General features: G+C 47.6%; 23 protein-coding genes. 11 read left to right on the plus strand and 12 right to left on the minus strand.

Features of this window, described 5'->3' with window-relative positions; translation table 11 throughout:
• Positions 1–9: 9 nt before the first annotated feature.
• From leuC to OXH18_RS05965, 3 genes are all read left to right on the plus strand, one after another.
• Positions 10–1413 (plus strand): 3-isopropylmalate dehydratase large subunit, encoded by a 1404-nt coding sequence (leuC, locus tag OXH18_RS05955; RefSeq protein WP_268611520.1) that lies wholly within the window; start codon positions 10–12, stop codon positions 1411–1413.
• Positions 1414–1528: 115 nt separating this feature from the next.
• Positions 1529–2134, plus strand: coding sequence for a 3-isopropylmalate dehydratase small subunit (gene leuD / locus OXH18_RS05960; protein ID WP_268611521.1), 606 nt, complete (start codon positions 1529–1531; stop codon positions 2132–2134).
• Positions 2135–2447: 313 nt separating this feature from the next.
• Positions 2448–2591 carry a hypothetical protein gene (locus tag OXH18_RS05965; RefSeq protein WP_268611522.1) on the plus strand — a complete coding sequence of 48 codons (144 nt, stop codon included), beginning with the start codon at positions 2448–2450 and terminating at the stop codon, positions 2589–2591.
• Positions 2592–2706: 115 nt separating this feature from the next.
• Here OXH18_RS05965 and OXH18_RS05970 read toward each other — a convergent pair whose 3' ends face one another.
• The 6 genes from OXH18_RS05970 to gloA all read right to left on the minus strand — a co-directional run bounded on the left by OXH18_RS05970 (position 2707) and on the right by gloA (position 8524).
• A complete protein-coding gene (locus tag OXH18_RS05970) occupies positions 2707–3534 on the minus strand; it encodes an SDR family oxidoreductase (RefSeq protein WP_268611523.1) in 828 nt (275 codons plus the stop codon).
• A gap of 90 nt (positions 3535–3624) precedes the next feature.
• Positions 3625–5277: a hypothetical protein gene (locus OXH18_RS05975; RefSeq protein WP_268611525.1), complete on the minus strand. Its 1653-nt coding sequence runs from the start codon at positions 5275–5277 to the stop codon at positions 3625–3627.
• An 88-nt stretch (positions 5278–5365) separates the two neighbouring features.
• A complete protein-coding gene (locus OXH18_RS05980; RefSeq protein WP_268611526.1) occupies positions 5366–5752 on the minus strand; it encodes a hypothetical protein in 387 nt (128 codons plus the stop codon).
• Between the two features lie 225 nt (positions 5753–5977).
• Positions 5978–6424 carry a hypothetical protein gene (locus tag OXH18_RS05985; RefSeq protein WP_268611527.1) on the minus strand — a complete coding sequence of 149 codons (447 nt, stop codon included), beginning with the start codon at positions 6422–6424 and terminating at the stop codon, positions 5978–5980.
• A complete protein-coding gene (locus OXH18_RS05990) occupies positions 6421–7533 on the minus strand; it encodes a hypothetical protein (protein ID WP_268611528.1) in 1113 nt (370 codons plus the stop codon). Before OXH18_RS05990 ends, OXH18_RS05985 begins: the two co-directional genes overlap by 4 nt.
• 559 nt (positions 7534–8092) lie before the next feature.
• On the minus strand, positions 8093–8524 hold the full coding sequence (gene gloA, locus OXH18_RS05995) for a lactoylglutathione lyase (protein WP_268611529.1): 432 nt from the start codon (positions 8522–8524) through the stop codon (positions 8093–8095).
• A gap of 30 nt (positions 8525–8554) precedes the next feature.
• Between gloA and OXH18_RS06000 the strand changes: the two genes are divergently transcribed.
• On the plus strand, positions 8555–8899 hold the full coding sequence (locus OXH18_RS06000; protein ID WP_268611530.1) for a hypothetical protein: 345 nt from the start codon (positions 8555–8557) through the stop codon (positions 8897–8899).
• A gap of 129 nt (positions 8900–9028) precedes the next feature.
• On the opposite strand, the gene OXH18_RS06005 is transcribed toward OXH18_RS06000, so the two are convergent.
• Positions 9029–9382 (minus strand): hypothetical protein, encoded by a 354-nt coding sequence (locus OXH18_RS06005; protein ID WP_268611532.1) that lies wholly within the window; start codon positions 9380–9382, stop codon positions 9029–9031.
• Positions 9383–9612: 230 nt separating this feature from the next.
• Between OXH18_RS06005 and OXH18_RS06010 the strand changes: the two genes are divergently transcribed.
• On the plus strand, positions 9613–9969 hold the full coding sequence (locus tag OXH18_RS06010) for a hypothetical protein (protein ID WP_268611533.1): 357 nt from the start codon (positions 9613–9615) through the stop codon (positions 9967–9969).
• A gap of 564 nt (positions 9970–10533) precedes the next feature.
• Here the strand turns inward: OXH18_RS06010 and OXH18_RS25185 are convergent.
• Entirely contained in the window at positions 10534–13101 is a 2568-nt protein-coding gene (locus tag OXH18_RS25185; protein ID WP_290428442.1) for a 5'-nucleotidase C-terminal domain-containing protein, read from the minus strand.
• 332 nt (positions 13102–13433) lie between these two features.
• Between OXH18_RS25185 and OXH18_RS06025 the strand changes: the two genes are divergently transcribed.
• Positions 13434–15977 (plus strand): endonuclease MutS2, encoded by a 2544-nt coding sequence (locus OXH18_RS06025; protein WP_268611534.1) that lies wholly within the window; start codon positions 13434–13436, stop codon positions 15975–15977.
• 87 nt (positions 15978–16064) lie between these two features.
• Here OXH18_RS06025 and OXH18_RS06030 read toward each other — a convergent pair whose 3' ends face one another.
• Together OXH18_RS06030 and OXH18_RS06035 are read right to left on the minus strand one after the other, a co-directional pair.
• Positions 16065–16682, minus strand: coding sequence for a LabA-like NYN domain-containing protein (locus tag OXH18_RS06030; protein ID WP_268611535.1), 618 nt, complete (start codon positions 16680–16682; stop codon positions 16065–16067).
• Positions 16683–16804: 122 nt separating this feature from the next.
• Entirely contained in the window at positions 16805–17848 is a 1044-nt protein-coding gene (locus OXH18_RS06035; protein WP_268611536.1) for a methionine--tRNA ligase, read from the minus strand.
• Between the two features lie 1198 nt (positions 17849–19046).
• Between OXH18_RS06035 and OXH18_RS06040 the strand changes: the two genes are divergently transcribed.
• Together OXH18_RS06040 and OXH18_RS06045 are read left to right on the plus strand one after the other, a co-directional pair.
• The gene (locus OXH18_RS06040; protein ID WP_268611537.1) at positions 19047–19766 is read left to right on the plus strand and encodes a lysophospholipid acyltransferase family protein; all 720 of its coding nucleotides are present in this window, start codon (positions 19047–19049) and stop codon (positions 19764–19766) included.
• Entirely contained in the window at positions 19763–20584 is an 822-nt protein-coding gene (locus tag OXH18_RS06045; RefSeq protein ID WP_268611538.1) for an alpha/beta fold hydrolase, read from the plus strand. The genes OXH18_RS06040 and OXH18_RS06045 overlap by 4 nt, the downstream gene beginning before the upstream one ends.
• A gap of 34 nt (positions 20585–20618) precedes the next feature.
• Here OXH18_RS06045 and pip read toward each other — a convergent pair whose 3' ends face one another.
• The gene (pip, locus tag OXH18_RS06050) at positions 20619–21569 is read right to left on the minus strand and encodes a prolyl aminopeptidase (RefSeq protein WP_268611539.1); all 951 of its coding nucleotides are present in this window, start codon (positions 21567–21569) and stop codon (positions 20619–20621) included.
• Between the two features lie 193 nt (positions 21570–21762).
• On the opposite strand from pip, the gene OXH18_RS06055 reads away from it, so the two are divergent.
• Positions 21763–22200: a hypothetical protein gene (locus tag OXH18_RS06055; RefSeq protein WP_268611540.1), complete on the plus strand. Its 438-nt coding sequence runs from the start codon at positions 21763–21765 to the stop codon at positions 22198–22200.
• Between the two features lie 125 nt (positions 22201–22325).
• Here the strand turns inward: OXH18_RS06055 and OXH18_RS06060 are convergent, their stop codons facing one another.
• A complete protein-coding gene (locus OXH18_RS06060) occupies positions 22326–22520 on the minus strand; it encodes a hypothetical protein (RefSeq protein ID WP_268611541.1) in 195 nt (64 codons plus the stop codon).
• A 616-nt stretch (positions 22521–23136) separates the two neighbouring features.
• On the opposite strand from OXH18_RS06060, the gene OXH18_RS06065 reads away from it, so the two are divergent.
• Together OXH18_RS06065 and OXH18_RS06070 are read left to right on the plus strand one after the other, a co-directional pair.
• Positions 23137–23472, plus strand: coding sequence for an STAS domain-containing protein (locus OXH18_RS06065; protein ID WP_268611544.1), 336 nt, complete (start codon positions 23137–23139; stop codon positions 23470–23472).
• 219 nt (positions 23473–23691) lie between these two features.
• Positions 23692–26385: a TIGR03960 family B12-binding radical SAM protein gene (locus OXH18_RS06070; protein WP_268611545.1), complete on the plus strand. Its 2694-nt coding sequence runs from the start codon at positions 23692–23694 to the stop codon at positions 26383–26385.
• Positions 26386–26735 lie beyond the last annotated feature (350 nt).

Genomic DNA, 26735 nt, shown 5'->3' on the forward strand with positions numbered 1-26735 from the left:
GTCATTGCTATGAGTAAAGGCACCTTATTCGATAAAGTTTGGGACTTGCACACCGTTGGTACGCTGCCCTCTGGACAAACTCAACTGTTTATTGGCCTGCACCTGATTCATGAAGTCACTAGCCCACAAGCGTTTGCCATGCTGCAAGAACGCGGACTGAAGGTGATGTTTCCCGATCGCACGATTGCGACGGTCGATCACATTGTCCCTACTACCAATCAAGCCCGTCCCTTTGTCGATGCATTGGCAGAAGAGATGATGCAGGCGCTGGAGAAGAATTGCCAAGACAATCATATTCGCTTCTTCAATATTGGTTCTGGCAATCAGGGGATTGTACATGTGATGGCTCCTGAACAGGGTTTAACTCAACCGGGCATGACGATCGCCTGCGGAGATAGCCATACTTCAACCCATGGCGCATTTGGTGCAATCGCCTTTGGCATTGGCACGAGTCAAGTACGGGATGTTCTGGCGTCGCAAACTCTGGCTTTGTCGAAGCTGAAAGTGCGCAAAATTGAAGTAAACGGTACGCTGCCTACGGGCGTCTATGCTAAAGATGTAATTCTGCATATAATTCGCCAGCTTGGGGTCACGGGTGGCGTTGGCTATGCCTACGAATATGCTGGCACGACGTTTGAGCAGATGAGCATGGAAGAGCGCATGACCATTTGCAATATGTCGATCGAAGGAGGGGCCCGCTGTGGCTATGTCAATCCCGATCTGGTAACGTTCGATTATCTAAAAGGACGCCCCTTTGCCCCCCAGGGAAGCGATTGGGATGAAGCGGTGGCTTGGTGGACAAGTCTGCGCAGTAATACAGATGCAGAATACGATGATGTGGTAGTTTTTGACGCGACTGAGATTCCGCCCACTGTTACCTGGGGCATTACACCCGGACAAGGCATTGCGATCGATCAAACGGTGCCCACCCCAGAGGAACTGCCTGAAAAAGAACGGGCGATCGCGGCTGAAGCTTATCAGTATATGGACTTGCATCCCGGACAGCCAATTGTCGGCACCAAGATTGATGTGTGCTTCATCGGTAGTTGCACCAACGGACGCCTCAGCGATCTACAAGAAGCCGCTAAGGTTGCTAAGGGGCGTCATGTAGCAGAAGGCATCAAAGCCTTTGTGGTTCCAGGATCTGAGCAGGTGAAGCAACAGGCAGAATCGGAAGGTTTAGATCGAATCTTTACAGCCGCCGGGTTTGAGTGGCGCGAACCAGGTTGTTCGATGTGCTTAGCGATGAACCCAGATAAGCTAGTGGGAAGGCAAATCAGCGCGTCTTCGTCCAACCGCAACTTTAAGGGTCGCCAAGGGTCTTCATCGGGACGCACGTTGCTGATGAGTCCGGCGATGGTAGCGGCAGCAGCGGTGACAGGGCAAGTCACCGATGTGCGATCGTTGCTCTAGCGGCTGTAATTGGGGCGATTGTTAGGAAGGATAGTAACACCTTCGTTTTTAGATAGTCACACTACGATCAAAATCCACACCCGGCAAATAATGATATTGAATGCAAGGAGTATGCATGAGCCAAGTGACATTGATTGCAGGTCGGGGCGTTCCCCTGGTTGGCAATGACATTGATACCGATCGGATTATTCCGGCACGCTTTTTGAAAAGCATCACATTTGATGGGTTAGGAGAGCATTTATTTCGAGACGATCGGACCCAAGCGCAGGGTCAACATCCTCTTGATCAGCCTCAATATCAGGGAGCCGAGATTTTGGTTGTAAATCGCAATTTTGGCTGTGGGTCTTCTCGGGAACATGCACCTCAGGCGCTATCTCGATGGGGAATTCGGGCGATCGTCGGCGAAAGTTTCGCTGAAATTTTCTTTGGCAACTGTGTCGCGTTGGGGCTTCCCTGTGTTATGGCAACACCAGTAGAAGTACAGCAGTTGCAAGAGTGGCTTGCGGCCAATCCGCAGACCTCCATTAGCGTTAATCTGGAAGCCATGCAGGTTCAGTATGAGAATGTTACGATTCCCGTACAGATGAGCCGCGATGTTCAGAATATGTTTATCGGCGGCACTTGGGATGCATGTGGTCAATTAATGGCGCAATCGCACCAAATCCAGCAAATAGCCACCCGATTGCCTTATATCCGCTGGAGTCAGACCGTTGCTTCCTAAGCTGAATCCGCATTGCCCCAACAAAGTTATTCAAGCCTTAATCTGAACTTCATCCACTCCTTAATAAAGTCTCGCTACTTTAAGGCTAGATCTACTAGATCTATACGATTGGATACTCCGTTAGATGGATTTTAGAGCAACCGTTGCTCCTTTAAGATGCTGTTTGGTGTTTAGGGGCGTCTGTCATCGATGATACTGTCTGCTGTGTAACGGCTGGTTGCACTGCTAGAATTCATTGCAGCATTCGCCACCTCCTAAATCCCTCCAGTCCACATCGGTTTGGTGTTGGCAACTCAGGTTAAAAGGAAGGAAGATGAACAGTACAAAAAACGAGTCCACACCAGTGGAAATTTCGCCAGCGCCATTTAACAATGCAGACAGTTTTGACTTTGAGACCTGGGCAAGTTTGGTCAAACGGCAAATGATCGCCTGCTTGCGTAAACGTGGAGCCGTCTAAACTGCACTAGTGCTACAACTACTAGTGCTGCGATGACACGGGGTAATTGTATCTCGGTAGTGATATTCGCTCCCACTGCCCGATTCATCGGTTCATCTCAATTGACTCTTGCCCCTCAGCGGTTTACGTCGATCGATGGGTGTTGAAAGCAATATCCAGCCTCGCGTAATTTTTGGTTAGAGACTTTGGCATTGTAGGGACGATGGCTGGGTTGGCTAGCATCCCAAGTAACAGCAGGCAGTTGATGCACTTGAAACAATTGACCGAGCAGATGCCCGGTAGTGGTGGGCACATCTTGTACTAAGTTGTAAATGCCGCAGAGGCGATGGGTTCTAGCAAAGTCGATCGCCCCCACAATATCATCTAGATGTACCCAGTTGGTGATGTCGTTGCCATCACCAGGACGAGTGGTTCCAGCGGCTCGTCTAAAGATCTTGATCAATTCTCGACCTGGGCCATAAATGCCTCCCAATCGCAACACACACACCGAGCGAGAATTCGTCGCGGCACTCAGCAAAACCTGTTCAGTTTCTGCCAAAATTTCGCCATTCCGATTAGTAGGCGACACTGGCGTGGCTTCTGTCACCCATTCGCCTTGGCAATCACCATACACGGCATAGCTGCCCGTATAGATAATCTGTTGCACTACAGGCACGTCTGGCAACACGCTGACAAGCGTTTTTGCAGTTTGCAAGTAGGTTTCTTCGTAAGCATTGGCATTCGGTGCACCCACGCTCAGCAACACGATTTGTTGATCAGCCAGAACCGATCGCAGTGCCGCCGCCGCATTTCCATTCAGCACCAAAGCCCGATCGGCGACTAACTCTAGTTCAGGCAAGCGATCGGAACGGGTGGTTGTAGCAGTGACTGTTATTCCGTGCTGTCTCCAGCACAGTGCAACTGCCTTGCCCACATACCCACAACCAATAATAATTCCGTTCATTGCCGCTTGCCTCGGATCATCCTATTTCTATATTCCTCCAAAATGAGGCCTTCAATAATCTAAGTATTGAGGATTTGACTAGATCAGAATTTAACCAGACAAATTCAAACTGAGGATCTGTTGCACAATCGGCAACTCAGCCTGTTGATCTGATTCTCTATCGGAGGATGACGATGCGAATAGATCCATGAATTTCTGAGTGAATAACTGAGCCATACCATTTTGCTGGATATTGTCTTTGCGATTGGCTTGATCATCGGACGATTTTGGCAACGATCGATGGGCAATTTGTTGTAAGTAATTGGCGATTGCATCGGCAATGGCAAACATGCGGCGTTCTTGATCGCGGGTAATGCGCTCTTGGCTGTTGCCCAAACCGGGTGCATCCCAAGTTTGCGTGCGGGGATTAATAAAGGATTGCACTCGCGCCCACAAAATAGCATCCGAGCCAGTTAAACCACGGGCATACGCTTCTGCCAATCGATCGATATATCCCCATTCATCGAGAGCCGCTTTGGGAGCTTGGTTTGCCAAATCAATACCGTTCAGCTTTTCCTCCAACGTGAGATCCAACCCTTTGGCAGACGCCTTATCAAAAATGGTTTTGGCTTGTGCTCGCAGCCGTGCAAGTTGCTTGGCGTCTGCCTCTTCCGGTGAATTTGCACCATGTTGATAGGAAAAACTACCCAAATTCCACACTCCATTTCCCGGATCAACGTGTCCCCGATAGGCAGGATTTTTACCACCGTCTGGCGATCGAGTACCCTCTGCACTACCAACAGCGATGGCCACCAGCGAATCCGACTCGCCCGCAAACAGTTTTTCTAGTTCACCCTTACTCAATCCATCCAACGCATTATCCTTGGGAGTAGTTTCTGGGGAGGGGGGAACAGGTTGAGGCAAAACTGGAGAAGGTGCAACTGTCGCTTGCGGCAGGGATGAGGGATGAGGAGACAAACTGAAATCAAGACCGGGGGAGGATTGAGGAGAAACACTCGATCGAGCATTGCTTTTCTGAGTATCAGTTTGATACACACGGCGAGCTTCTAACTGGCTTTTAGAGTTCACCTCAGCTTGAGCAGAATGTTGTCTACTGAAGTTTCGGTCAGTTGAGAAAGTTGAATCATTCGTTGGATGAATTGATTGATCGATCGAATTGATTGAAGATGACGGTTCTGAGGATGGCTGAGATTGCAACGATTCAAAAAATTGATCAAACGCTGCATCTGACGATTCTAATTCTATACTCGGAGATTTTGATGGTAGTGTCGGTTCAACTGAAGTAGAGGTGGGTTCTTCTTCAAACAGTTCTGCATCTGTCAGATCCTCTCGAAGCCGAAATGGAGGGGATTCTGTGGTTTCTAGCTGGTAGGAACGATCGGGCATATGGGGTAAGTTTGATGGCAATCGATCGCGGGATGACAAGTCTTCAACAATATCCCCAGGAGATAATTCCTCAGAATTGGATCGATCGAAATCACGACCTTTAGCAGATTGATTAATTTGTTTGCGGGTATCTGTGTGAATCTCTGTATGAGTATCTAGTTGATGCGTCTGACTAGCAGAATCTTGTTGCTTTAACCGAGACCCATCAGAGGATTTCTGCGCCAATTGGTGGGGGCGGTTAGACGATAATTGCGATGGATCAAAATCGATTGGAGCAGGGGGATGGTTAGCGTAGGCAGGTGCACTACTCAAGACAAGGCTAGTTAGCCCTAGCAAGAGCACAAGTGAATGCTTCATACTGAAATATGAAAAAGATAAGGAATGGACTAGAACTAGAGAATAGAAGAAGGAAAAGATAAGGGAGAGAGTTTGATCAAGAACAGAGTTATGGCAGCATTCGCTCCAAGATGTTCTTTGCGGGTTCTACAATCGTCCAAGTACCGTCGGGTTGCCGTCTTAATGCGGCGAAGTGAAGATACTCTCCAGAGCCGATTGGGCTACCGGCGGTGATTTCGCCAATAATTGGGCGGTTTAAGCCACATAAGCGAAACAAATAAGCAGGAACATTGGTGCTGGAAAATAAGACACAGTTGGCATCAGTGAGTTGAATTTCTCCATCAAAGGGAGCATAAACAGCCCCTCCATTCAAATGGATTGAAATTTCTCCCAATCCTGCCACAATTTTGCGTCCTCCTATGATCTCGCCTGGCTGTAATTGCCAAGATTGCTGAATTTGAATGGTGCGTATAGATGGAGCATCAGATTGAATCATTGAACAACTAGTAATGAATATTTTCACTACCATGAATAGACTCCATTGATGAACCAGTTTTAACCGTACTATGAACCTCACTATTTCAGCCCTGCAACTATGCTTTCAGCAAGCCATCAGCCATACTATGTCAATTAAATTTCAAACGTGATCCATGAGACCTTCTCACCCTCCATGTCTTTTAGGATCTTTGTAGGTGTGTTTGAGTGGAACGCTACTTAAATACTAATGAGCAAAACGAAATTGATAGCCAGCATATTCTTCTTCTTCGTAGAGAACCACAAGCCATGTATTTGGGTCAAAAGCTAACGGATATACAACTCGTTCAGCGGGTACTCCAGCGCGAATCTCTAGATTGGACAAATGACAATAGGGTGCTTGCAAAACCTCTTGCACTCTAGCTTTACGATCGCGTTCGGGAATGGTTAGAAATGTGGCTAGTTGTTCTCTAGAAATAATCACTCCATCATCAACTTCGCCTATGCAAACTTCATCTCTGTGCTGATCACCAGCCAATGACATTCGTCCTACATCTATCATTAGAACCACTGCCACTGCTGCTAATCCAGCAATTGGTAAAAGACGCAGGATAGGATTTGTGTTAGACCGTTTTGCAGATTTATGTCTAGTTCGACGTTTTGTAGATGGTGGTAGCGATGAACTCATGCTCATAGTAATCTTCCTCCGAGCAGTAAACCAATCATGATGATGAGTAAGCGATACGTCCAAACCAAGCTGGAATCGGGTTGATAACCAGAGCGATAGACCGCGATGGCGGCGGGTGTCACCAATAGCGCGATCGCCGGAACCCAAGGCAGCGAGAAGGTCATGAGTAACCAATCTAGCCCCATTCGTACGACCAAGGCTCCTACGAAAAGAGCAATGCTCTCTCGCCAACTGAAGGAGGTAATTCGACGAGAACGTTGTCCTGATACAGAGTTTGGCTGAGACGATAGCCGATCGGACCCTTTTCCTTGATTAGATGCGTTGGCAAATGGCCACCAGCGCCAAGCTGATTTGGTTGGGATTACACGGGTTTTCTCACGGTTGCCCCAATGGCGTAGGGACTGAGCCGTTAGAGCGGCTTCTCGTTCGGCTTTGAACAAATCAATCAATCGAGAAGAGAGCACATACACACCATCTTCATCTTGCTCAATCCGAGGTACAGCTATGTCAATATATTCGCAGATGGGTAACTTTTCTAATTCAGCATCTTTTCCACGATCGAGCGCCATTGCATCCCAATCTTGTTCTAGGGTTTCTGCCATTGTTTTTAATTCCAGAATGGCCGCTTCCTGCACAGCCGATAGGTGATTGATATGTTGAACCTGTGCTTCTAAAATTTTCAATGATCGATCAAGAATGTATCTAGGAGGTTGAAATGATTGGACTTGCAGTTGTCGATACTGGTGCACATGTCGGGCGGTTTGTTGCTGCAACCGTTCCACCATAGCGGCAAGCTCAGCGTGTCGAAGATGTGCGGCTGGTGATGGGGTGGTTGTTAAAGAAGGTAAGGAAGGCGCGGTTTGTTTTCGCTGGGCTGGGGGCGTAGCGGACGGGGACGGCAATACAGACTGATGCTTTGTTTGAGTGGACAGTGATTGATGGGACATTTGGCTGTCGAGGGGCTGACGGCGCAAGGTTGCAGCGGCTCCTACTTCAGACGGAGATGTGAAAGATTTATCTACCGTTGTAGAAGTACGAGCAGGTTGCCCTGGATTCGCTCGAATTGAACGAATTTGGGCTTCGATCGCCTTAATTTCTGCTTGTGATTTGCTCATAACAACCCCTTTAAGAACCATGCTTCATCAGTGTTTTGCCATCAATTTGCTGCCAAGCCGTTGATTGATACTTAGATTGATGCTTAACAGTTAAGTGATATTTGGTTAAGAATTTGATTGCTAAATATGGGTTACTAATTTCGTTACTCAATATTGCTATCTGTTGTTGACTTTTTAGCTGCCAACAACACCCTGCTGAGTACTGCTTTGCAGAGATGTCTGATGAATCAGCTTCTTATCAAGTACAATAGTACTATATATAGTACTTGCGTACTATGTCAATACATTTTTTAATCTAATATGAAACCGTAAATTTATGGCATTGAGCAGCAACTGAAAGAAGCGGTTAGGGGATGAAGAGGCAATGAGTTGTCAGTCAATCAAGGTAGCAATCGTTGGTAATGGTGAGATGAGCCAAAGCCTCTGCAATCGGCCGCCACTCGGGAATTGCGCATCGATCGCGCATCCATAACTAGCTCCAGTCATCCTATCTATGGCTATACAAAAACAAAAAGGGGGCGATCGATCGCCCCCGCCCCCATATAGTGTTACATGAATCTTAAATAGCCATTTGCGTTGATGTTTGCTTTTCCGGTGCTGATTCCTGGGTTCCCAACTGAATCAACTCCACCTTGTAACCATCTGGATCTTCGACAAAGGCAATCACTGTAGAACCATGCTTCATAGGACCTGGCTCTCGCACAACTTTACCACCCCGATGTTTGATTAAATTACATGTGGCATAAATATCATCAACTCCGATCGCAATATGCCCATAGGCATCTCCTAGGTTGTATCGATCGGTTCCCCAGTTGTGGGTAAGTTCTAGCACTGTATGATCAGCTTCATCACCATAGCCGACAAACGCAAGCGTAAACTCACCGCCGGGATAGTCTTTTTTGCGTAGAAGCGTCATCCCCAGAACATCACAGTAGAATTTTAGAGATTCTTCTAGGTTGCCAACCCGCAGCATTGTATGTAGCAATCGCATAGGGATCTCCTATTTTTACTAGTTCTCCTCATGGTCACTTCCATTGTGAATGATTATGATGGGAACGCAAATGTAATCTACGCATTTGACACTCATTCTCCCTCCCAGCTAAGCTTTTCAAGCGCAAGTATGAAGATGCAATTATTGCGGGAATATCGGCAACGGTCAGCTCAACGCCGCGGTTCTGATGCAATCATTGCTCAACAACAAGCACTGCACTTATTAGATTTAGATCAAACGATTGATTTACAGGCTCCCATTTTGACATTCGAGGACATGTTTCGCTTTGTTGATATTATGCTAATTTGTTTGTTCCCGTTGCTATTTCTATTAGCAAGAGGAGAGAGAACCAAAGCTGGGGTAACTGTGCATTAGTTAGCATGTCGCAGGTAGGTTCAGTAAAGTATCCCGTTTCGTATGTGCAAATTCTACAATCCGTTATGACACTGGCACAATTGCCTTCTGTCAAACTACTTCCTCTACGTTGGCTGCTGATCTTACAAACTAGTCGTCATCATCTTCGAGATAGTCGTCATCGTCTTCGATAATTGCTGGAGACGGTTGCAGTACTTCCGGGTTTGATGGAGCAGCCACATTGGACGGTGCGAGGGTGGATGCCCTGGAAGGCTCCGACGGAGAAGCTGGAGACACAGCAGGCGCAGTAGGAGATGATTCGGGGGTGACAGTGGAAAGTTCTGTATTACCGCGTAGGGCAACAAAAGCAGCAATGGCAGACGCGATCGCAGCAAACGCGCCAATGCCCCTTGCCAGCACGTCATAGCGTTTGTACTTGAGTTCAAGCTCTTTATACTGATCTCTCTGTCGATCTCTGATTTTATTTTGTTCTTCAGGACTCATGACACACTTTTCAAATCACTGCTACTACGTCAATTTGAAGAGTTCAATCAATGGGGCTTCACTACTCGCGTTCCATATTTACAGATCAATACACAACTTTTCAAGCCTCCGATCGCAATCTTGAGACAGATCTTTGACGAGATTCTTTCTGTCTTTAGGAAGGTTATACGCTCTAAATTCTTCGTTGGGATTAGCGGCTCAGTGTAATCGAACGTGAGATCCACAATTTAATGTTTGCCGAACTGGATGAGACTGAAGCAGAGTTGGCAAAACTGCGATCGTGGTTGCCCAAAATTGATGACCGAGATTTGCTCAAACCTACTGAGTCCTCGCCTTTTCTCAGCACTCAGTCCTACGGGCTAACGCCCACGCTCCGCGAACAGTCCTCAGTCCTTCTAAAACACATCCTGACGAGTTCTGGCAATTCGATCGATTTAACGATACAAAAGAAGCTATGGCGATGGAGCTCGCTAAAATCGCCTCCTATTTTCAAATTTTCAAAAGAGTTGAAGCCGCAAAAGGCTGAAGCTACAGATTTGAAACATAGAAAGCTGATGTCTCCTACAATTCCGGCTTGTGGCGGGTAGGAGTGCTTTTGCATTCATCTGGTCTTTCCTCTGCAAGCCACGTTGTTCAATCGATTCAACTTCAGCGTGGTGAAATGTGAAAAAGCTTAATTTAGGAAATTCTACTAGTGGGGTTCTTGGTTGGGCGAAATGCTCGGCGACTGAAAGCCCATACCTTCTGCGGTTGGGATGTTCGCCAGCGGCTTATAAAGCAATGGCGATCGCGTTTACCCCGATGTAGCAATTGACAACTCGTTCATTCAATCTAGATTGACCCCTTCGGGTTAGCGATATCTCCTGATGTCTCCCCGTTCATCAATACACCCAATATGGAAACCCCTCTTTTGCTAACCCTTTGGATTGCGCTAGGAGCCATCCCAGGTGCCCTTAGCTGCTCTTATTTAACGCTAGTTCGTTATGTCATAGAAAAATAGCTGTTCTGGAGCATAACTTGAGGACCTGCATTCGCAGCAGCATCTCAAATTGTTATATATAAAAATCTGTAGAGAGATGGAGGCTCTCTACAGATGCACCTTAGGTGATCAAAGTGAACGTTTCACAAACCGATCGCACCTCACAAAACCATCATGCCGTGATGGTTGTATTTTGAAACTCTGTGACGAACCGCGATTGGGTAATCAAATCAGTGCTGACATTATTAATCAGCGCTAAAACGTCATTGTCTAGGCGAATGCGAACATTGGCTCCGCGTTGTTCGATCGTAAGTTCCTCGAAGTCCAGCCCTTCTGACAATCCCAATCGATCTTGACGGGTAAAGTCGAGGATTCTGGCGCGTCCGCGTCCGGTTTCCAGCACAAACACATCGCGTCCGTTGCCACCTGTCATATCATCGTTGCCCAAGCCACCATAGAGTGTATCTCGGCCCAAGCCGCCTTCGAGGGTGTCGTTGCCGCGATCGCCTTTGAGCAAATCTGCTCCACCTCGTCCTTGCAGCAGATCGCGCCCAGCGCCGCCAATCAGCGTATCATTGCCAGCCCCACCAATCAGCGTATCTCGTCCAAACGTGCCCACTAGTTGCCGATCGCCCCGTGTCACTGTGTCAGCGCGAGCCGTCAGGTTTTGAATCCGGGTATCTTGATCAGGGTTGGTATCTGCCTGATTAAACGTCCCAATCCTGGCAAGATATTCAGCTAACGCATCTTGCTCGGTTCCGGCTTCGGCAAACGTAGAGGTACCTGGAGGTAAAGTGATGGGTGCATCGATAACGCCGTTGCGGTTCGTGTCTTCGTCTTCCTCCCCTGCAAAGTCGATCAGGTTAGCCAGGGCAGGATTCTCTTCAACATAGCGGGCGAAGGGGTAATTATCTCCTCCGTTCGCTAAAAAACCCAGCGTCACCATGCGAAAGGTGCGGTTTGGATCGCCAATGATCGCCCCGTTTTCTACGACAACATCGGTGATTTGTCCGTCTGCATTGGTAATAGCGATCGATCGCACCCGCTGTCCTGGGTCGAGAATGCCATTGCCGTTGGTGTCTTCGCCCGCATCCAGCACACCGTTGCCATTTAAGTCTTCGGCTGCCGCTTGGTTAGGGTCAAAGCTAAACGAAATGCCACCAATTTGAGGGAAGCGTCCCGGGGTGGCTCCGTCTTCGGTTTCTGCTACCCCGTGTTCCAATACCTCGCGCAACTGAGCCGCTGTGACCGTGATCAGTGCGAGGCTATTATTGAAGCGCAGCGAATTCTCAATATCAAGCTGAGAAACGGCTCCAACTGGTTTATTGGGGGCTAGATTATTAGGCTGAGGCGGTAGCCGCTGTACATCTTCAGGGCTAGTCGCTCCAGGAGCCGCTGAAATTTGACCGATGCTATCGCGAATGCCGCCCCCATTCTTGAGCGAAAGGACGACGCTGGTATCTACCTGCCTTGCATAATCTAAGTTAGCATCAGCCGTGAGATTGCCCAGGTTGGTTTCTTGAGTACGAACATCGCTGCGAATGCCGTTCAGGAAGAAATTTGTGATGCCGCCTGTTAGGTTGTTATCTTTGCTAGCAATGACGTTGCGCAACGCATCGGTAATAGCCACAACATCGGCATTTGCCACATCCCTAGGATTGACATCAGCGCCATAAACGCGATCGACACCGGCCTCATCAGTAGCAAATCCGCCGTTGAGCGTGTCGTTGAGGCTACTGGTGTTAACAACGCCATTGTCATCAAACTCTACAACCAAGCGACCGACATAGCGATAGTTAGAGTCTGTATTAACGATGAGAATGGGCTGACCTGACGCCGAGGTGCGCACGATCGGGTAGCCGCTTTCAGGGGTATTGCCATCCGAGCGAGCAACATCATTAGCATCGAGCAGGGGAATGTGCGATCCGCCTGCAATAATCACATCCACATTGCGTAGACGCGGAGCCAGTTCGTCTCGCTCAATATTTAACTGCTGCATGTGCGACACCAGCACCACTTTGTTAATGCCTGTCTGAGTCAAGGCATCCACCGATCGCTGAATGTCTGCCGCCAGCGCATCATAGTCTGTGGGACTGGCAGGCCGCACCGTAACATTGCCTGGAGACGAAATATTAGGCAGCGTCGGGGTGGTGGCTCCAACAATCCCAATTCGCTCGTCATCATCGGTTCCCAGAACGCCATCTGCGCCCGCAACTGTAATCACCGTACTGGCGGCTAACCGATTGGGAATGTCGCTGGCTTCTGCGGTTGTTGGATTATCTGCAACCTCACCAGCTAAATTCTCATCTGTACTGAAGTCAAGATTGCTGCTGAGGTAGGGAAAGTTTGTACCTGGGTTGCCGCCACTTGCTCGCAACAAATCTCGAACTTGGCGTGTTCCCAAATCAAATTCGTGGTTTCCCAAAGCCGAGGCTTGAATGCCCAGGGCGTTGAGAATCCCAATGTCGGCTCGACCAATTGTTGGTGCATCTGATTCTCCTAGCCCACCCACATTGTTTAGGCTGGTATCGCTGGAAGCCGTGAAAAATGGTCCGGGAATGTAGTTATCGCCAGAAGACAGCGTTAAGGTATTTGCCAGGATATTGTCCGAAACGCCAAATGGGCCCGTCGTATTCGTTCTAAAACGATTGAGAATGGCAGAAAATCGAACGGCATCGTCTAACGCCGGAATACCCGCCTCAAAATCAGAGGCATGTAAAATTTGTAGAGTTATCGGCATGGTGCTATATCAGAACAACCTCGTGACGATTGAGTTTCAATTGCCCCCATACGATCCCACAGTGATGTTAAGAGGTCTTTAATTACATAACCAGGAGCGATTAAGACTTTATTAAATGGAGACACCCGACTGTCAGGGCACAAACATCTAGTTCTTTGATCTTGGGAAAAATGACTTGGGCAAAGAAGGAAAATTCCCGAAATTCGAATATTGCGATCGCCTAACCTGAAAGCTTGAACAGTTGCGAAGAGGCAATTGAATTTATCGTAGCGATCGGCAACATTTCGTTAGAATGAAGCTATATCAGTCTTTTTGGGTAATTAATAATCACATTGATTCAGACCGAAACCCTAGAACTTTTGGAGTGGTCGCGCCTATGTCAGCACCTTGCGACCTTTGCAGCCACAAAGTTAGGGGCTGCCGCCGCCCGTCAGCTAAGCATTCCAAACACAATTGCTGAGAGTCAGTACCTCCTGCATCAAACACAAGAGGTTTACCAACTTGAAAGTGAGCTAAGCAGTGGCTTATCGTTTGATGGCATTCACGACATTGGCGATGCGCTGGAACGAGCAGCTCGGCGTGGTGTCTTGGCTGGAAACGAGCTATTAAACTTAGCAACAACCTTGGCAGGCGCTAGGCAACTGCGGCGCGTCATTGACAATCAACCAGACTTGACGGTACTGAATGCTCTAGTAGCAGAACTTCGTACCTACCCGGAACTAGAGCAAGAAATTCATCGCTGCATTGACGATCGCGGTCGTGTCACCGATCGGGCTAATCCCAGGCTAGAAAGCATTCGTGCCCAACTGCGACAAGTTCACGATCGGATTTATGCATCATTACATCGGCTGCTGCAACGTCACTCCAATGCCATTCAAGAATCGGTGATTACCCAGCGCAGCGATCGATTTGTGGTTCCGGTGAAAGCCTCCCACAAAGACGTAGTGCCTGGGATTGTCCACGACACCTCGACGAGTGGCATGACGCTCTATGTGGAGCCGCAAGCGATCGTAAATTTGGGCAACCAATATCGGCAACTGGTGCGGCAAGAACAGCGCGAAGAAGAAGAAGTTCGTCGCCAACTGACGGAGCAAGTCGCAGAAGTCCAGTCTGATTTAGAGCGGTTGCTGGCAATTGTCACAACCTTAGATTTAGCCACAGCCCGTGCACGCTATTCACTGTGGCTAGAAGCGAATCCGCCTCGGTTCATTCACTTTGCTGGGGCTGAAGTGTCTAACACCACAGGTGAGTCTGAGACAACCAGTGAATCGATCGTCCTGCGCCAACTGCGTCATCCCCTTTTGGTTTGGCAGCAACACCACGAACAAGGCCCAAACGTTGTGCCGATCGATTTGATCATGCAACCGCAAATTCGCGTAGTGGCAATCACTGGACCAAACACAGGTGGAAAGACCGTTACCTTGAAAACTTTAGGCTTAGCTGTGCTCATGGCCAAAGTTGGGCTTTTCGTGCCCGCTCGCGAACCCGTCGAGTTGCCCTGGTTTGATCAAGTCCTCGCTGATATTGGTGACGAGCAATCACTACAACAAAGCTTGTCTACCTTTTCAGGTCACATTCGCCGCATTAGCCGAATTCTGGAAGCGATTGATACGGGCGATCGGGAATCAGGGGCTAGGGATCAGAGATTGGGGATCGAACCAAGCCAAGCTGATAAACTCTCGTCGCCCCACTCTCCACTCCCCACTCCCTTCAACCTGATTCCCTCCAACGCCCTAGTCCTGCTAGATGAAGTTGGAGCCGGAACCGATCCGTCAGAAGGTAGTGCGCTGGCAATTGCCCTGCTGCAATATCTAGCCGATCACGCACGCTTAACGATCGCCACGACTCACTATGGCGAACTCAAAGCCCTGAAATACCAAGATCCACGCTTTGAGAATGCCTCGGTGGAATTTGATGACGTTACCCTATCTCCTACCTACCGATTGTTGTGGGGAATTCCAGGGCGATCGAATGCCTTAGCAATTGCTCGTCGTTTAGGGCTAAAGCCAGAAATTATTGAGCAGGCCCAGCAACAGGTAGGACAAAGTGCGTCTGAAGATGTTAATCAAGTGATTGCGGGGTTAGAGGCTCAGCGCCGCCAACAGGAGGAAAAAGCTAAAGCAGCCGCAGATTTGGTCAAACAGGCTGAAAAACTCCATCAGGAAGTGGCTCGTAAGGCAGAACTGCTCAAAGAACGAGAGCGCACCCTTCAGCAACAGCAAGAACAAGCTGTACAGCAAGCAATCGCCACTGCCAAAGCTGAGATTGCTCAAGTAATTCGGCGGCTTCAACAAGGACCCGCCACTGCTCAAGATGCCCAACAAGCGACGGAAGCACTTAACCAAATTGCCGAACGACAACTTCCCTCGCGACAACAACCGACAAAGCCGAAGCCTGGATTTCGTCCTCAAGTGGGCGATCGGGTGCGCATTCCCCGTCTAGGGCAAACAGCAGAAGTGCTGACCGATCCTGATGAAGACGGTGAGTTTAGTGTGCGGTTCGGACTGATGAAAATGACCGTTTCCTTGGCAGATGTAGAGTCTCTTCAAGGTGAAAAAGCCGAGTTACCCACCAAATCTAAACCTGCTCAATCCCCAACCCCTAACCCGCAACCCCCAGCCCCTGCGCCCCACATCCGTACCTCCCGCAATACCATCGATATTCGCGGCAGTCGTGTGGCTGATGCCGAGGTCGCCCTAGAGCGAGAGATCGCCAAAGCTGATCCCGGACCCCTATGGATCATTCACGGGCACGGCACTGGAAAGCTCAAGCGGGGTGTGCAAGAATTTCTCAAGCAACATCCTCAAATTTCTCATTTTGAAGCAGCAGAACAAACGGACGGTGGGACCGGTGTTACAGTGGCCTATGTTCAGTGATGTTCAGTATGGTGTTCAGCATGGTGCGAGGGGTGATTGAATCCGATGGACTCATTCTATGGCTCACCTTAAAAGAGTGATGGAGCTTCAATCTTCGCTGGGTTGCTCCTCAATTAAACCAATTCCAGATAAAGGACGATAGGTGTATCCCGCTTGTCGTGGAGTTTTCATAATATCTTCCTTGATCGAATCTAGATCGATGTAACGATCGGCTACATTGATTAAACTGTCGCTGGTCATCGATCGCAGGCTCACAACCTCAACCCGTACCCCACGATAGCTAACTGCATCCACAGCATAGGCCAGATCGCCATCTCCGCTGACCAGAACGGCTGTATCGTAGGAGCCAACGAGTGCCATCATATCTACCGCAATTTCCACATCCAAGTTGGCTTTTTTAGACCCATCGGGTAGCTGCACCAAGTCCTTGGAAATGACGCGATAGCCATTACGCCGCATCCACAGCAAAAATCCTTGCTGCTTTTCGTTCGTGCGATCAACGCCTGTATAAAAGAACGATCGCAATAGCCGAGAACCCGCTGTCAATCGACACAGCAACTTGGTATAGTCAATTTCAATTCCTAATTGCAGAGCTGCATAAAAAAGATTAGATCCGTCAATGAAAATGGCAACTCGTCCTCGGTTCTCTAATACTTGATCCGGCGTAAAAATTGGAGAGTCGGCTTCACTAGGATGGCTAAACATAATTTTTCATACCTCGTTTTTTATTTGAATGGATTAAACAAATGCAACAGAACCATTACTACTCTTAGCGCAAATAAGGAGGGCTAAGGTGCAATAGTCCTCTAGAAAATAAAGTGTCCTCTTCACTGAGAAGGCACAGGTGGATCAAGGCGTTGAAAAACCGGTTGAGGCTCTCCTAGAATTTGACCACCTGGAAGAATTCCCCAGGTTGCATGAAGGTGATAAGGAACAAGCGTCCCCACCTCTAGAGTATTAAAGTCAGTTAAGAATCCAAGCTGCTGATATACCGCACTACTGACTTTCGGAATAATGGGCGAGAGCAAATAAGCAGATAGCCGTACTGATTCTAGGATAGTGTATAGCACATGTTCCACAGCCGTCTGGTTGCCCTGCTTATAGAGGGACCAAGGAGCTTGTTCGTCTATAAACTTATTACCCGCTTGCACGAAGCCTAGAACCGCTTCACAGGCTTGGCTAAATGCCAGGTTTTCGTAAGCATCAGCTACAGACTTGCCTAGTGTTTCTCCAAGGGATTGCAATCGATTCGTTGCAGAGACTTGGCTCAAGGGAATCCGGGGAACTTGACCCTGGCAGTACTTTTGCACCATCTTCAAGGTACGATTGAGCAAGTTTCCCAGATCATTCGCCAAATCAGCATTGAGGATGTTAATGAAGCGTGCTTCGTTGAAATCACTGGCCCGACCGAATTCTATTTCCTTTAAAAAGTAGTAGCGAACCGCATCAGAACCGTAGCGATCGACTAGATCATAGGGGTCAATCACATTCCCTAGGCTTTTGCCCATCTTTTGCCCGTCCTTGGTTAAAAATCCATGGCCAAATACTTGACCTGGAACAGGCAACCTAGCCGATTGAATGTTTAGTCTACTCCAAAGAACTTCAAATTCTTGTACTACTAAATCGCAGTGCTCTTGAGGTGTTCGCCCTGCTTCTAATGCCGTTCGCTGAATTTTTTGACCATGTTCGTCTGTTCCGGTCATCATCCGCACCTGCTTTCCCCGAAGTCGGTAATACCGAGCAAGCACATCGGCTGCGATCGTCGTATAGGCACTACCAATATGCGGAGAGGCATTGACATAGTAAAGCGGCGTTGTGATGGCAAACGTATTGTGAATGGATGCATCTTGTTCGATCGGATTAAAACTCATGAATTCGCTAGCAAGCCACTTTTAAGATACGAACAACTATACTCGAAGCTGGAATAATTAAACCTTCAGGGTTTTGTTGAAAATTGCTCCTATTTTCAATAATCAACAATTTCATCGCAACAAAAAGATAGCATATTTATAAAAGTCAATAAATTTTGATTTTTGGTAATTTTTTCTAAATAAATCTTGAATAATTAGCGGTTAAATTTGACAGTAATCTAATTGGATTGTTCTATTACGTGCTTCAAAAAAGAATTAAAACGATTCTCTATAATCTAGCTCTTAGTAGGTAATATGAAAGTTCAGGCTAGATTTTCTAGCGCCGCACTTTTACAACTATTGATAACATTTGATAACATCAAAATCTTTTAGAGGTTGTTTGACAAGTATGAAGGATGGCTTAAACTACCCTCTCCTGTAGGAGCGGAAACCGAATACTTGTTCCACTTTTCTTGTGGAAGCAGGGGTTGGACGATGAGGGCATAAAATTTGCGACGTTTCAAATATTCTCTTAGTTCAAATCAACTAATTAACTAATTAAATACAATATTGGCTGATAATTAATCTCTTCAAAATTAATATGGGATTAACAGGAAAACGTTACCATTCTGTATCGTTTTATTTGTGACTGATCTAAAAATAAGCTAGAACTCAATAAGTATTTAGTATAGTTCAAAACTAGCTCAAAGGTTTCAGGCTGCTGAGGTTTGTCTTTAATATCTTAAGCTTTGAAAATAAATTTATGGCAGTACATGAAGATGATTAAAATAGGGTCGTGTCTCCAGTCCATTCATTTCAGGTGGCAATCTAAAGTTATCCCAATCAACCTGATTGACTGATAACTCTTTGCCCCTTCATCCTCTACCTCTTCTCCTAAATGAGGCGACGAAACAGAGGGATATAGGGTGAAGGGAATCGAGTAAAGTGACCAATCGCTTTCCAACTACCAGGAGAAACCGCGCAGAAGCGCTTTGAATCGAAAAATTTAGAAGCAGCCTGTTTAAAAACTGATCGCAGGTTCAGTGAAGCAATCTCTTGATCCGCCAGATCATTGAATTAGGTAATTAGACTTAGATGTTGCCAAAAATCTAAACAATTGCAACACCAAATCTGGCTGGAGGCAGAGGCTGAATGAAGGTCTCCGGAATGTAAAATAATATTAACAAAATTAAACAGAGGTAATCCAAGAGCCGGTTTGATGCCTAGCCCGTTATTGATTTCTCAACAGTTACTGACGCTGATGGGAACTCGTCTATTCGTTCACCATCAAGATCGCGTCCCTAGTGATAGCGCTATTTTAGTCGTTAGCAATCACCGTAGCTTCATGGATGCACCGCTGCTAATGGCAGCGATCGATCGCTCAATTCGGTTTGCTTGTCACCACTACATGGGACAAGTTCCAGTGTTACGTGAGTTTGTGACTCGGTTAGGATGTTTTCCGTTGGATGCTCCTGATCAACGCCAGCAAATGTTTTTTCATCAAGCCACTCAACTTCTGCAAACCCGTCAAGCCGTTGGGGTTTTCCCAGAAGGCGCGCAGCCAATGGTGCAATTAACCCGCCCAGATGATGTGGGCGACTTTCAGCGCGGTTTTGCACACCTAGCGTTGCGGGCTCCCATTACCGATCTGGCTATTCTTCCTGTAGCCATTGCTTCTCATGCTGAATCTACCACTTCACCCTTTCCGTTAAAGCTTCTGAGTTGGTTTGATCCGTCTGAGCCATTGTTCAACCAGGCTGGTTGGCATCCGATGGTAGTCTATGAGCATGTTGATGTGCTGATAGGTCGGCCAATTTGGATCACAGATACACAGCGTCAACGTTATCGGGGTAAACAAGCCCGAACAGTGGTCTCAAATTTAACCTCTCGCTGTCAAACCGAAATTGACTATCTGCTTCGCCATAGTTTTAGCGCATGACCGACGTTGTAGAGTATCCCTATTTCCGTACTCCTAGACCCACTAATCCTAATGCACCCCTATTTATCTATCTGCCCGGTATGGACGGCACGGGGCTGTTGCTCGATCGCCAACTTGCCGGGCTAGAGAAAGGATTTGACATTCGCTGCCTCTCCATTTCATTGAACGATCTCAGTAGTTGGGAGGTTTTAACAGAACAAGTAGTGAATTTGGTGAGAGTTGAACTACAACGCGAGTTGCAACAGTCAGTCTATCTCTGTGGAGAGTCGTTTGGCGGTTGTTTAGCCCTGAAGGTGATCACCCGTGCCCCAGAGTTGTTCAAGCGATTTGTACTGATTAACCCTGCTTCCTCGTTTCAACGGTTTCCCTGGATGTATTGGGGATCTTTGCTGGTTCAACCGTTTCCTGAACCAATTCATCGGCTTTCTTGTCTATCGTTTCTGCCGTTTTTGGCGGCCCTTAATCGCATTACGCCAGACAACCGCCGCGCGCTGCTGGATGCGATGATCTCGGTTTCCCAGGAGACATCGGTTTGGCGACTGTCACTGTTGCGTGAGTTTCAAATTGGGGAAGCAGAACTGCGACAGATTACCCAACCAACCCTAGTGATTGCCAGTGGTAGCGATCGGCTTCTACCCTCAATCTTAGAGGCCGATCGGTTAGTTCAGTTAATGCCAAATGCTCGCAAACATGTGCTTCCCTACAGTGGACACGCTTGCTTGTTAGAGGCAGACATCGATCTCTATGAAATTATGCAATCGGAAGGGTTCTTACCAGAACGACAGCCCGAACTAGAAGAATCGATCGTCAGTGGCTAAGAAAAAATTGCCCCAGCTTTACTCCAAATCAACTCTACACGAATTCCGCAAACCGATCGGTCGCCTCTAGCAACGCCTCACGGATACCTGGTTCCGTCATGGAATGTCCCGCATCCGGCACCACAACCAAGGTTGCCTCTGGTAGTTTCTGAGACAGTTCCCAAGCCGAAATCATAGGGCAGACTACATCATATCGTCCTTGCACGATCACAGTTGGTAAGTGGCGAATCCGATCGCAATTTCTCAACAGTTGATCGTCTGTATCAAAAAAACCCCGATTGACAAAATAGTGACACTCAATCCGAGCAAAGGCATCAGCAAACTGACTTTCGCTAAATTTTGCAGTCAACCCCGGATCAGGAATCAGCTTGCTGGTACTAGCCTCCCAAATTGACCACGCTTGTGCCGCCGTGGCCCGAACTGATGCATCCGAACTAGTTAGCCGTCGATAATAAGCAGCTATTAAGTCGGTCTGCTCACTCAGAGGAATAGGCTTCAGGTAGGCTTCCCAAGCATCAGGGAAAATATAGCTTGCGCCTTCTTGATAGAACCATTGCAGTTCCTTTTGTCGCAGCAAAAAGATGCCTCGCAAAATCAGCCCCGTACAGGAGCATGGATACGTTTGACTGTAGGACAGTGCCAATGTGCTGCCCCAACTACCGCCAAAAATCAGCCAGCGATCGATCCCTAGGTGTGATCGCAGTTTCTCGATGTCCTCAACTAAGTCCCAGGTGGTATTTTCGCGTAGCTCGGCATGAGGACGACTTTGACCACAGCCCCGTTGATCAAACAAAATTACTCGCCAAATGGAGGGGTTAAAATACTGACGATAACTAGGATCAATACCACCACCTGGCCCGCCATGCAAAAATACAACTGGCTTGCCAGTGGGATTGCCAACTTGTTCAAAATAGATGGTATGGAGCGCAGAAACGGGTAAGGTTCCTGTATAGTAAGGCTCGATCGGTGGATAAAGTTCTCGCATAGCCCTTGTACCGCTTCAATCAGCTTTTCTTAGCCCAAGCTAGTTAAACACTACATTAAGGCTAGCCAGGCTTGGCTTACTACGCTGCTGTTGATTGGCTTAATGAATAGAGTTGGTCTTATCAAGCTGCTTGACGGGTTTCATTTGAGATTCTTCAACTATAGAATCGATCTAGTTAGAAAATTGATGGATTATGACGTTAGCGTTCGATTTAGTGACAAGCTTTAAACCAGGGCAAATTCTGTATCTGGAGCACCAGGATAGTCGATTATATGCTGAGGTAATCCAGTTGGTTTGCGATCGTAACCTCTGCTGGGTTCGTCCCATTGCCCTACTCACTTCCGCTACAGCTAAGCCATTCAATCAATCTATCCAGCCGTCCAGCCACTATCCAACGCTCCCGTCCCTTACCATCCATGACCTGCGTCAAGGAGCAGACTTACTTTGTCCACCGTCTCTATGGCGAGTAGCGCTTGATACAGAGGTAATTCCCCTGCTGGCCCAGCTAGAAACGCTAGACCCGCAAACCTCGTCACATTTCGTCGGTTTAGGAGAAAATCGGCTTGCCCACTCCCAATTGCGGGAGTTTATTGGCTATCTTTGGCAAGCTAACCCAGAAGTTTTTGATTAGAGCGAGTATCTGCACCCTCTGCACCCTGATATTGTCGATTTCGCTCTTCTATCGCTTCTGTGGCTTTGATTGCCTAAAATTCCTCCTCTAGCTTTTGTCCACTGTTACCAGAAAGATTTCCAACCTTAGGGGCTAGGAACTAGACGAATTCGTCCTGCATCCATTTCTGCCATCAATAGCTCTAATGCCTCATAGTCTGCATCAGAGATATACCCTAGTCGAGTCAGTTCGTAGTTAATTTCGTTTTCAATGTCTGGCGTAAGCTGCTTAATGTGCAACGCTTTGGCAACCAGTTGACGAATAACGTGAGTAGTTTTCATGACAGGATGACAATATAGTCGTGTAGAGGGGCACTTTAGTATGCATCGGTTCAATTCTGAGCCAGATATATAAGGTGTGCCGATGATCTAATCCTTAGCTTCAAGTGATTTTAGTCACGTTCCTGATATCTAGCTCATAACGCTATATCCACGGTTCCCAAACAATTTAAACCACTTTTAGTAGTTGGATGGGATGGTTTAAACCCCGCCCTCAGGAGGGATTTCCGTATATCCTTCTGTACTGTTACCCATTCGTCAAGCCCTTTTGTTTAGGTTAACTTTTGCTAAGTTACGCGGAATTGCTTGAAACAGTCTTGTAGGTAGATGCACAAGACTTCTGGAAACTCACTCAAGCCAAGTGATTCTCGTGTCGTATCTATTAAGGGAAAAATTGGCTTATTAGGAAGAAAATTGTATTTTTGTACACATCAACGCAAAAATACTTACAGAAAACTTTAAATAATGTCGGGTAGTTGATTAAGATTCAGCAAAATATTGCTGGTTCAGTGGTTCGTCTTCAAATGCAGAAGCTATCGTCTGTACATTCTCATCAGACGCATTCCTTCAATCCTTTAGCTTCGTTAGTTCGCTATTTGTCTAAATAGGAATGGAAAACATGCAAAGTTCTCTTGGTCAAACTCGAACGACGGTTATTCAACCCAATGGACATATTAATGCAGAAAATGCAGCGGCTCTAAAGCAGCAGTTAGTTGAAACTGTGACATGTCAGGAATACACCTCTTTGCTAGTAGACATGAGCCAAGTTGAGTCACTTGATAGCGCAGGCTTGATGGTTTTCGTATCTACGCTAACTCTGGCACAACGCTTAGGCAAGTCCTTCGGACTATTTGGTATTTCTCCAGCCGTGCGGATTATATTTGAATTAACTCAGCTCGATCGCGTTTTTCACATTCTTGAGGTTCATCCTAGTGTTGAAATGGCGGTCGCATGACTTCAACCATTAAATGTATACGATTAATTAAGACATACAGTAACGTTAAAGCCTGTTTCAAATACGTGTTGGATTTATAGCTATTTTTTGAGGGCTGCTCTACGGTGAATTGAAGACTAGGACTGGGTCAGTCGGCTAAAAGCAGAAGAAAACCGCATCCGGTATAGTGAAGACTAAGTGATGTAGTCTCGTCTGGCTTTTGTTAGAAAGCGATTAACTGTGGCAGTTGCGATTGAACGGCTATTAACTTCCGGCATCTCTCGTCCCGCTCGCTACTTGGGCAACGAGTTAGGAGCAATCCATAAAGATTGGCACACAGCCGCTGTCCGCTGGGTCTTAACCTACCCAGAGGTTTATGAGGTTGGAGCGTCTAACCTGGGTCATGTTATCCTCTATAGCATTTTGAACGCTCAACCTCGCCAATTGTGCGATCGAGCGTATCTTCCAGCTCCAGACTTATCTGCCAAGCTTCGAGAAACCCAGACTCCTTTGTTTGCGGTCGAATCTAGGCGATCGCTTATTGACTTTGACATTTTGGGCTTTAGTCTCAGCTATGAGCTAGGGGCAACGAATATCCTAGAGATGTTGAGCTTGGCTGGAATACCGCTGACTTGGCAGGAGAGGGCGGATGAGGGAATGTGGAATGTGGCGCAAGGAAGCTATCCGCTAATCTTCGCAGGAGGTCAAACAGCAACCTCTAATCCAGAACCTTATGCCGACTTCTTTGATTTTATTGCCTTGGGGGATGGTGAAGAGCTATTGCCGGAAATAGGGCTGATCCTTGAAGAAGGCAAAGCGGCTGGGCTTAGTCGAGAGGCGCTGTTACTGGACTTAGCTCAAGTTCCGGGGGTGTATGTTCCTCGATTTTATGACATGGACAGCGATGGGTCAGTACGACCCAACCGTCCGGATGTGCCGGAGCGAATTTTGCGACGAGTTGCAGCCCCAATCCCAGCCTATTCAATCGGGTTGGTTCCCTTTGTGGAAACAGTCCACGATCGGCTAACGATTGAAATCCGTCGAGGTTGTACGCGCGGCTGTCGATTCTGTCAACCGGGAATGCTCACTCGTCCAGCCCGAGATGTGGAACCGCAGCAGGTGATTGAAACGGTAGAGCAAGGAATGCGGGCAACCGGATACAACGAGTTTTCGTTGCTTTCTCTTAGTTGCTCAGATTACTTAGCCCTGCCAGCCGTCGGAGTTGAAATTAAAAATCGGCTTAAGGACGAAAATATTTCACTTTCATTACCTAGCCAGCGGGTCGATCGTTTTGATGAAAACATTGCTCATATCGTAGGCGGACTGCGGCAATCAAGCCTAACCTTTGCGCCAGAAGCTGGAACTCAACGACTGCGCGATATTATCAACAAAGGCTTGACCAATGAAGAATTGCTTCAGGGAGTCAAAACTGCCTACGAGCAGGGCTGGGAGCGGATAAAGCTCTATTTCATGATCGGGCTGCCCGGTGAAACCGATGCCGATGTTCTGGGAATTGCTGATACCATTCGTTGGTTGCAGCGAGAGTGCCGCGGCAAGGGCAAAAAGCCGCTAGGTTTTACAGTCACCATTTCTAACTTCACCCCGAAACCCCACACGCCATTTCAGTGGCATTCTGTTTCAACTGCCGAGTTTGAGCGCAAACAGTGGATGTTACGTCAAGAATTTCGTACAATTCGGGGCTTAAAAGCCAATTTTACGGATGTGCGTATTTCAGCAATGGAAGATTTTCTGGGGCGTGGTGATCGTCGTCTCGCTTGTGTGATTCACCGAGCGTGGCAACTAGGGGCTGGCATGGATGCTTGGTGGGAAAGCCTCGATCGAGCGTTTACGGCTTGGACGCAAGCCATCGCAGAGTCAGGCCTAACCTGGAAATATCGCCAGATTGAGACGGGTGAGTGGAATGTCTGTGCCGAATCTTCCGTTGAGGAGGAGGCATCTCCCTCAACGCTGCCTCAGCCGGTCTTGGACGCTGCTTTACCGTGGGATCATCTCGATACGGGCATTAGTAAATCTTGGTTAAAGGCGGATTTGGAGCGAGCGTTAGAGGCAGCCACAATCCCAGATTGCTCCTTTGACGGCTGCTCGCACTGTGGCGTCTGCGGCGCCGATTTTGGACACAATGTGGTAGTTTCCCCCCCGGCTATCCCCCAGTTTAATGGGCAGTTTGTGCCTCAGACGGAACGAGTGCAGCGACTACGAGTGTGGTTTGGTAAACATGGACAAATGGCATTGCTGAGTCATTTGGACTTAGTCCGCCTATTCGATCGAGCGATCCGTCGAGCCGCTCTGCCGATCGCATTTACCGGGGGCTTTCATCCCGGACCTCGCATTTCCTTTGCGAATGCCTTATCTCTAGGAGTCACAAGTTCTAGCGAAATTGTGGACATTGAATTGGCTCAGCCGATGACGGTCACAGATTTTCACACCCAGCTAGCTGCTCAACTTCCTGATGAACTTCCGATTTATCAGGTCGAATCAATTGCTTTACAAACACCGTCTGCTACCCAATTGCTAGAGCAGGCCGAGTACTTTATCACCCTCTGTCCTGTACCAGATGCACCATCGCCAACTATTGCTCAGTGGCACACCTGGATTGAAACCATTCTGGCAACTGATACAATTGCAGTAGAGCAAACCACTAAGTCGGGGAAGGTGAGGCTCGTCAATCTGCGCGAGCGGTTGTTTGAATTGCAGTGGGTCGATACCAATTTAATAGACGAAAAGATACGTTCATTCATCTCATCTGAGCCGATCGCAGAGACCATCACAACAGTGCGATTCCTGGGAAGCTGTCGCAATGATGGCACGGTACTACGTCCAGAACATGTGGTTTACATGTTAGAATCCGTGGCAACCCAAGAGTGGCAACTTTTGCAAACTCACCGAACACGATTGATTTTGCAAACTGTTTAGGAAAGACTGCACTAAACAGAACTGGGCTTCAACCATTTAGTGATGAGTCCAGTGCCTAGTTAAATGTCTTTACCGTTGGGCTTCTTGAACGCATAAGCGGATGTGCTAATTTTCATTTTTCACAAAATGTTTACTCATACTAATGGCGTAAGGGTGTCTCCACGCTATAATGCTTTGCAAGAGAAGCCGTTGCGGACTGAAATTTCTCTGGGGTTGCCAGTGGTTTAATCGGCACCAAGTGTAAGGTAAAGTTCGCTTCTGCCAAGTTTTAACTCATGTTGACCCGGGTGCCTGTCTTCTTTAGGAAGGTATCTGCTTGAGGACTGACTGTCAGTTATTGACTCGATCGC

The sequence above is a fragment of the Thermocoleostomius sinensis A174 genome (assembly GCF_026802175.1).
GTDB lineage: Bacteria > Cyanobacteriota > Cyanobacteriia > Elainellales > Elainellaceae > Thermocoleostomius > Thermocoleostomius sinensis.

Bases quoted from the DNA above. Each gene is read 5' to 3' on its own strand.
- OXH18_RS05975 (WP_268611525.1), bottom strand. From the start codon at position 5,277: ATGAAGCATTCACTTGTGCTCTTGCTAGGGCTAACTAGCCTTGTCTTG.
- pip (WP_268611539.1), bottom strand. From the start codon at position 21,569: ATGCGAGAACTTTATCCACCGATCGAGCCTTACTATACAGGAACCTTA.
- OXH18_RS06005 (WP_268611532.1), bottom strand. From the start codon at position 9,382: ATGAGTCCTGAAGAACAAAATAAAATCAGAGATCGACAGAGAGATCAG.
- OXH18_RS06000 (WP_268611530.1), top strand. From the start codon at position 8,555: ATGGTCACTTCCATTGTGAATGATTATGATGGGAACGCAAATGTAATC.
- OXH18_RS06060 (WP_268611541.1), bottom strand. From the start codon at position 22,520: ATGAAAACTACTCACGTTATTCGTCAACTGGTTGCCAAAGCGTTGCAC.
- OXH18_RS06040 (WP_268611537.1), top strand. From the start codon at position 19,047: ATGCCTAGCCCGTTATTGATTTCTCAACAGTTACTGACGCTGATGGGA.
- OXH18_RS05990 (WP_268611528.1), bottom strand. From the start codon at position 7,533: ATGAGCAAATCACAAGCAGAAATTAAGGCGATCGAAGCCCAAATTCGT.
- OXH18_RS25185 (WP_290428442.1), bottom strand. From the start codon at position 13,101: ATGCCGATAACTCTACAAATTTTACATGCCTCTGATTTTGAGGCGGGT.
- OXH18_RS06030 (WP_268611535.1), bottom strand. From the start codon at position 16,682: ATGTTTAGCCATCCTAGTGAAGCCGACTCTCCAATTTTTACGCCGGAT.
- leuC (WP_268611520.1), top strand. From the start codon at position 10: ATGAGTAAAGGCACCTTATTCGATAAAGTTTGGGACTTGCACACCGTT.
- OXH18_RS06010 (WP_268611533.1), top strand. From the start codon at position 9,613: ATGTTTGCCGAACTGGATGAGACTGAAGCAGAGTTGGCAAAACTGCGA.
- gloA (WP_268611529.1), bottom strand. From the start codon at position 8,524: ATGCGATTGCTACATACAATGCTGCGGGTTGGCAACCTAGAAGAATCT.
- OXH18_RS06035 (WP_268611536.1), bottom strand. From the start codon at position 17,848: ATGAGTTTTAATCCGATCGAACAAGATGCATCCATTCACAATACGTTT.
- OXH18_RS06055 (WP_268611540.1), top strand. From the start codon at position 21,763: ATGACGTTAGCGTTCGATTTAGTGACAAGCTTTAAACCAGGGCAAATT.
- OXH18_RS06045 (WP_268611538.1), top strand. From the start codon at position 19,763: ATGACCGACGTTGTAGAGTATCCCTATTTCCGTACTCCTAGACCCACT.
- OXH18_RS05965 (WP_268611522.1), top strand. From the start codon at position 2,448: ATGAACAGTACAAAAAACGAGTCCACACCAGTGGAAATTTCGCCAGCG.
- OXH18_RS05980 (WP_268611526.1), bottom strand. From the start codon at position 5,752: ATGATTCAATCTGATGCTCCATCTATACGCACCATTCAAATTCAGCAA.
- OXH18_RS06065 (WP_268611544.1), top strand. From the start codon at position 23,137: ATGCAAAGTTCTCTTGGTCAAACTCGAACGACGGTTATTCAACCCAAT.
- OXH18_RS05985 (WP_268611527.1), bottom strand. From the start codon at position 6,424: ATGAGCATGAGTTCATCGCTACCACCATCTACAAAACGTCGAACTAGA.
- leuD (WP_268611521.1), top strand. From the start codon at position 1,529: ATGAGCCAAGTGACATTGATTGCAGGTCGGGGCGTTCCCCTGGTTGGC.
- OXH18_RS05970 (WP_268611523.1), bottom strand. From the start codon at position 3,534: ATGAACGGAATTATTATTGGTTGTGGGTATGTGGGCAAGGCAGTTGCA.